Origin of the sequence: Blautia glucerasea, from assembly GCF_013304385.1 — a bacterium.
GTDB lineage: Bacteria > Bacillota > Clostridia > Lachnospirales > Lachnospiraceae > Blautia_A > Blautia_A ammoniilytica.
Genome location: NZ_JAAITU010000077.1, coordinates 1 through 6,593, shown reverse-complemented (window position 1 = coordinate 6,593; position 6,593 = coordinate 1). Strand labels below are relative to the sequence as shown.

The following is a 6,593-nucleotide window of genomic DNA, read 5'->3' as shown; positions in this document are numbered from 1 at the left end:
CTGCGTCTGCTTGCAATCAGCTCCTGAACTTTTTGGAACACTTCTTCGGAAATGATGGCTTCGTGGGTATTTTCCACACGATACCATTCTTCCTGCGGCTTCCGCACCTTTTTCTTGTTCTTGAATGAAATGTTGCTCTGCTTGTTGTGAACACTGTGACCGATGTAGGTTTCCTCTTTCAAAATGCTCTTGACCTGTGCTATCGTCCACGCATAGGCTTTTTCTGCGGGCGCACCGGCGTAGATATTGGCGAAAGTCCCATATCTTTCATAGTTCAGCCAGCCGGGGGTAGGTACTTTTTCTTCCACCAGAATCCGTGTAATGCTGGCGGCACCCCTCCCGTGTACGGCAAGGTCAAAAATCTTCTCTACAATCCAGCGTGTTTCCGGGTCGATCAGAAGATGACCTTTTTTGTCCGGGTCTTTTACATAGCCCAGCGGTGCATAGGCTCCATAGTGTGCGCCATTGGCAAATCTTGTGTGCATGGCAGCCTTGACCTTTTTGCTGGTCTGTCGGGCGTGCATTTCATTCAGGATGTTTAAGAACGGTGCAAGCTCGCTTTCTCCGTTGATGGTGTCCACATTGTCATTGATGGCAATGTAGCGTACTCCCTTGCTGGGGAAATAGATTTCTGTGTACTGACCGGTCAGGATATAGTTTCTTCCCAGACGGGATAAGTCCTTTGTGACAACGCAGTTGATTTTCCCGTCCTCGATGTCATCAATCATCCTTTGGAAACTTGGACGCTCGAAATTTGTCCCGCTCCATCCGTCGTCAATGTACTCGTCTACAACGGTCAGCCCATGCTCTGCGGCATACTGTCTAAGCATCATGCGCTGGGTCTGGATACTGCCGCTTTCCCCCTGTAATTCATCGTCGCGGCTCAATCTCAAATATAGTGCGGTGTTATAAATCGTTGTATTGTATGGTTGTTTCACGTTTAAAAATCCTCCTTCTAAAAGAAACAACCCACGCTTATACAATACTCGCTGGTACAAGTATATCATAAGTGTGGGCTGATTGACAGTCGTTATTCCGTATTTTTTCAGGAAGCGGCGGCAGCGTGCTGGATCACATCTTCCAGCAGGCTGTCAAGCGGCTTCCCATCCTGTGCAAAATGCTCCGATACCTTGATACGGACTTTCCCCATGACAAAATACTGGGTGCCGTCTTTTTCGGTAAGCAGGGTGCCGCTGTTTTCGTTGTTGCTCTCGTTTTTGTTTTTTGCCATAGGCAGTTACCTCCATAAATGAAATATGCCCGACAAGGGAATGTCAGGCAGGTGTACAACCGCAGACTGTCTCCGTGTCAACCAAACCGTGTCAACCGGCAGAAAAGACTTTGAAAACAATCCATAGGCGCTCTATTATTACTTTTTACTTTTTCTTTGATTTCTTGGTTGACATGGTTGACAAAGGAGAGAAATGCCCCAAATATCAGGCTTTTCCCCGTCAACTGGCTGTCAACCAAAGCGTCAACCAAACTGTCAACCGGCGGCTTTTCAGAATGGCAGTTCCATTTGCCGGGCTTCTTCTTCCGTGATTTCCTGAAAACCGTCCCCCTCCGGCGGGTCTTGGTTGACACGCTCCCAGCCTTTTTGAGAACCGTATTTCTTATACCGCTTCGGGCTTTTGTAGGCTGCCCAGCCCTGTATGATGCCGCCCGCAATGCCGGTATTCATAATCTCGCAGATTGCCCGTGTCTCCCAGTCTGCCGGGGAATTTAAGTTCCCCAGCGCTTCCTCATAAAGCTGCTTGGAGCATACCCTGTCACCGGTGTAGTCCTCCAAATAGGCGTAGATCATGCCAGCCTGTGTGTCCTCCTGCATGAAGTCCTGCTGGTGGGCGTTCAGGTATCGGTTCATTTCTATGCTGAATGACAGCTTATACTTCCCACTGCGGTAAACCGTCATGGCTTCCGCCCACATCTGTTCGATATACGCCCTCGCCGCCGCTTCATCGTCCAGTATGTGAACCTCCGCCCGTTCCGGGTACACCGTCACGGGGAGAAAGCGCCGGTTGCCGGTGCGGTCACGGGGCAAAAAGTCCTGCCGGTTGGTCGTCCCTCCAAATACACATTGCCGCAGCCGGTCTGCCGGATGTGTCTCATACGGCACTTTGTATGTTTCTTTCTGGCGGCTTAAGAATGACTTGATTTCCTCAATACTCTTGGCGTTGGCTGTGGCGATCATCTCCGACATCTCGATAATCCAATGCCCTTGAAGCTTGCGGTACACATTTTCATCGTCCAGCTTCTTCAAATCGTCTGAAAACCATTCGTCCCTGCCTGCCAGCAGCCGGAAAAAGGTAGATTTCCCGGCTCCCTGACCACCAACCAGACAGAGCATGACCTCAAACTTGCTCCCCGGTCTGAATACCCGCCGGATGGCTCCCATCAGGAACAGTTTCAAGGCTTCATAAGTGTATTCGTCCGTATCGGCTCCCAGAAAGTGATGCAGGGCGTAACGGATGCGCTCTGTGCCGTCCCATTGCAGGCTGTTCAGGTAATCCCTGACCGGATGGTAGCGGTTTTCATTGGCAACAATCTTGATGGCGCTCTGCACCTTTTTCTCGCTGGTAAGCCCGTAGTTTTCTTCCAGATACAAAAGCAGGTAGTTCATGTCCATGTCGGTCAGAGTGGTACTGGTGCGCTCCCAGCCCAACGGCTTCACAATGTCAATCTGCTCCGTCAAAAGGTTCAGGCGCAGCGCCCCACGAAACAGCGGGTCACGCTGGAACACCGTCAGGCAGTTTCGGATGCTGTTCTTCACGCCGCCTTTCTGCGTCCCCTCTAACGTCTCCCGGATTTCTGCCGGTGTCTGCGCTGGCTCTATTGTATCCATCGTCCTTTTGACCGCTTCCTGCGTTTCCGGCGGCAAGCTCTGAAATTCGCTGTTCAAGCCGCAGCACCTCCTTTCCCTGTGCGGCGATCAATGCCGCTTTTTCTTCTATTTCTCCGTATAACAAAATATCCAAAAGGTATTCTGTGTAGCTTATCCTCTGCAACGCTTCCACAAAAAGAGGATGCCAGATGGCATCCTGCGGCTGTGGGGCGTATGCTGTTTTCCAATGCTCCAGCAGGCGCAGATAATCGCATAGCACCCGGAAACAATACCGTTCCGTTTCCTGAAATCTCTGCTCCGCTGATTTTTGTCGGGGCTGTGACCTGTTGTTACGCTTCCTATCTGGCGGCGCATTGCCGGATTTCTCATAGGAAACGCCGAAGTCCTCCGCAAGCCTGACCGCAGCTTCCCGTTTCCCCAATCCATGCAGCAAAGCGGCAAAGTCGATCACATCCCCGGAAGCCCCGCAGCCGAAGCAGTAAAAGCGGCTGTCCACTTTCATGCTGGGCGTGCGGTCATTGTGGAATGGACAGCAGACCATGCCGTTTCTCCCCACCCGGATTCCATAGAATGAAGCAGCCTGCCGGGTGGTAACAGACTGTTTCACCGCTTCAAATACATTCAAATGCTCCCTCCGTAAAAATACCGGCAGCGGTAAAGCTGCCGGTTATATCATAGCTCCATCTCATGTTTCTTTCTCTGTACTTCCTGTGGCTGCTCCCTCCGGCGCAGTGCGGTATCTACGGCGTTCTGCACCTGCCGCAGCCGTATGACTTCCTCCCGGAGTGGCTTGTGCTGCGGAGACAGTTCGGCATACTCTGTTTTTAACTGTGCGTATTCCTGTTTCCATGCTTTCAAGGCAATGGGTTTTCCGTCCAGTTTTTCTTTCAGAATACGGCGGGCGGCATAAAACAGCCGTAACTCCGCATCGTGGGATGTTTCAAATTTCTCCCTCTGTTTCTTAAACTTGATATTGTTCAATTCCGTATGGACAGGTTTTAGCCGCTGGTAATTCTCGCCCTCCCGTATCAATTCCTGCAATTCCTTTATCCTGGCAGATTTCTTTTTCATGGAGCCGCTTAATGCTTCAAATTCTTCACTGACAGAGGAAAGACGCTCCTGCAAATCCTCTAATGTGAGCAGCTTGTTTTCCGTCAGATAATTGACGGCTTCGGCAAACTGCTTTAAGTTTCCGGTTCTGGCTTTATTGCTCCATGCCCCTGCGTTGCGCTGGTTGTAATAAGCGATCAGCAGGTCGGCAAGGCTCGGTGTCTGGGGTTTGGAAAGTTCTTCTTTTACCTCTGCCATCCAGACAAACAGGGCTTTGATCTTCTTCCTCACATCCTGCATGAGCCGGTTGGTGGCTTTAATCCAGCGGTTCAATTCCCCTTTCTCGGTGCGGATGCCCTTTGCTTCCATCTGCCGGACATTAGCGCCCTCGTGGACAGTGGGTATCAGGTCAAGCCCCTGCCGCACATAGGAACGGTGGTCGATACGCACATCCAGCCCTTTTTCCTCAAATTTTGTATTAACGGCAGCCGCCCACTGCTCCCGCCAGTGTTCCAGCGTTTCCGGCTCATGCCAGTCTGTTGTATGGACAGCGTTAAACATATAATCGCCGTTTTTATCCCGGATTCGGTTTCCATCTTCATCAAGAAGATATTCCCGCCGCTGTTTTTGCCCCCATGTGCCATCCGGGTTCAAAGGGCGCATGGTTGTCATCACATGGAAATGCGGGTTAGGGATGCCGCCGTCCTCTTTCTCCGGGCTGTGAAAAGCAAGGTCGGCAATCATGCCTTTTGCCACAAACTGCTCCTGCACGAACTTCCTCGCCAGTTCCATGTTTTCTTCCAGTGTCAATTCATTCTGCATGGCAATATCAAAGGAATAGGCAAGCTGTGCTTTTGGATGTTTCTCGCAGCTCTCCACAGCATTCCAGAGGGTCGCCCGGTCAAGATATATTTCCGGCGCATGGGGCGGCAGCATGATTTCCGAAGCAATCACGCCGCCCTTTTTGGTGTAATCGCTGACTTCTCCATAGTAGCTGCTGTAAAGACGCTCCCCGGCTCGGTAGGCTGCGCTGGCAATGGCGCTCTGACCGGCGCTGCGCTTGATCTGTGCGATTGAAAAATGATAAAGTGCTATCCTTAGTCACCGCCTTTCTCCTGCCCGGAAATACGGGCGTGGTTCTCTGTGGCAGACCGGATGAAATGCTCCGCCTGCGGCAGATTCAAAATGTTTTCCATGAGGGAATAAAATTCCGCTTCGGATAGCTCCTTTGTCTGTGGTGCAATGCTCTCAATAGCTGCCCCACGGGTAATCAGCCGGTGCGTCCTCTGTTTCCGGGAACCGCTTTCCAGATACGCCTGCCGGTTTTTCAAACGCTGCATTTTCCGTTTTTCCCGTTCCAGCAGGACAGTTGTTTTTTCATATTCCTGCTTCAACTGTTCCAAAGATTTTTCCATGTTCTCACATCCTTTGCTTATAAGATAAAGAAAGACCATCCGCAGACAGTCTGTGTGTCAGTGCTTCTATAAAACCCGATGAAAAGGGAAAACCGCAGAGCGGATTTCTCTTTTCGGCGGGTACACAGGGGATAGCCGCTTTAGCGGCGCAAGGGGGTGTAGCCACCTTGTCGGAGCGAAGCGAACGCAGCCCTCGGATTGCTGATTTTATCAGCGACAGAGGTAAGCTCCGCAGGACGCACGATACATGGTCTTTAGACTATGTATAGAAGTGCGCCCTTAGTTCCTAATGGATTTTGCCGTTTCCGGCAGTCTTGTCCTTTTTCTTGGAACGCTTGGAAAGATACTTCGGGCAGTCAACCACAACCGCCCGGAAGCTCTGTTTACATTCGTGCTGGCATTTCCGGCACAGTTCGTTGTAAGTGATACGGCTGCGGTCATTTAAGAAGAAAGACCATTCCAACCGCCGCTTGTTACTCATTCTTGCCATAACCGGCTCCTTTCTCCGTTTCTATCTGATGTACGCAGATAGGCTGTTTTGATGTAGCGTCTCGGTATCATTTTTAAGTTTTTTTCCCTCTGTATGCCCCTTTGGAAAGTGCGGCAGTATTGCAAGTCAGGGAATGATACCTCACGCTTATTTGTCGCTTCCCGGTACGGTTTCGGAGCCTTTTGCCATCCATTCAAAGAAAGCAATTTTGCTGACCTTGATAAGTCTGCCCCTGCGGAACGCTGGAAAGCCGGGTGTGTGTACCAGCTCATAGGCGCTCGCTCTTGAAATTCCCATAATCCGCTGAATGTCCGCCACATCCAGAACCAGCGGTAAATCCTCGTAGCTGTTCAATCTCTTTTTATCGTTCATTCTGTTCCTCCCATAAATCAAATAGGTTAAAATGCTTCCTGTTGCCGTTCTCCCCAAAAGCCGTTTTCCTGCCCCATTCCTGCGGTGTTTCCCTGCATTGGTGCGCCGGATGCGTCACTTCTCCTGCCGGTCATATCCCTTTTGGACGGTCATTCACTTGTCAAGGTACTGTGCGGTACGAAATTACCAACTGCAATCATCATAGCGGACTATCCTTGACAAAACAATGCTTCTGCGATACCATGAGTGTAACGGATATAACTGAATTATATAATTACCATAAGAAAAGGCAGGAGATAGGGATGGAGAATCAGTTTATACGGCATGAGCCATGTTTTGAGAGGATTTTATTTGTCCTGACGCTGGACAGGAAGAAAATGAAAGAGCGGATTTTGATTGGGGAAGAACAGCAGATCCGCTTCCG

The 6,593-nt window shown here is 50.5% G+C and carries 8 protein-coding genes; all 8 read right to left on the bottom strand.

Translation table 11 applies throughout. From position 1 onward, the window contains the following. Positions 1–938, bottom strand: a 938-nt coding sequence (locus G5B11_RS18025) for a recombinase family protein (protein ID WP_173729255.1), incomplete at its 3' end; no start/stop codon positions are given. A 107-nt stretch (positions 939–1,045) separates the two neighbouring features. Then, positions 1,046–1,231 carry a hypothetical protein gene (locus tag G5B11_RS18020; protein ID WP_015540918.1) on the bottom strand — a complete coding sequence of 62 codons (186 nt, stop codon included), beginning with the start codon at positions 1,229–1,231 and terminating at the stop codon, positions 1,046–1,048. 270 nt (positions 1,232–1,501) lie between these two features. Further along, entirely contained in the window at positions 1,502–2,842 is a 1,341-nt protein-coding gene (locus G5B11_RS18015) for a virulence-associated E family protein (protein ID WP_173729256.1), read from the bottom strand. After that, positions 2,727–3,467 (bottom strand): CHC2 zinc finger domain-containing protein, encoded by a 741-nt coding sequence (locus tag G5B11_RS18010; protein ID WP_173729254.1) that lies wholly within the window; start codon positions 3,465–3,467, stop codon positions 2,727–2,729. Before G5B11_RS18010 ends, G5B11_RS18015 begins: the two co-directional genes overlap by 116 nt. 47 nt (positions 3,468–3,514) lie before the next feature. Next, positions 3,515–4,987, bottom strand: a complete 1,473-nt coding sequence (gene mobQ / locus G5B11_RS18005) for a MobQ family relaxase (protein ID WP_079746603.1) — start codon at positions 4,985–4,987, stop codon at positions 3,515–3,517. Between the two features lie 2 nt (positions 4,988–4,989). Next, positions 4,990–5,307, bottom strand: coding sequence for a DUF3847 domain-containing protein (locus G5B11_RS18000; protein WP_173729253.1), 318 nt, complete (start codon positions 5,305–5,307; stop codon positions 4,990–4,992). Between the two features lie 286 nt (positions 5,308–5,593). Further along, complete coding sequence (locus G5B11_RS17995) at positions 5,594–5,797, bottom strand: hypothetical protein (protein ID WP_118141915.1); 204 nt, start codon at positions 5,795–5,797, stop codon at positions 5,594–5,596. A 147-nt stretch (positions 5,798–5,944) separates the two neighbouring features. Beyond that, positions 5,945–6,169, bottom strand: a complete 225-nt coding sequence (locus G5B11_RS17990; RefSeq protein WP_005362423.1) for a helix-turn-helix domain-containing protein — start codon at positions 6,167–6,169, stop codon at positions 5,945–5,947. Between the last annotated feature and the right edge of the window lie 424 nt (positions 6,170–6,593).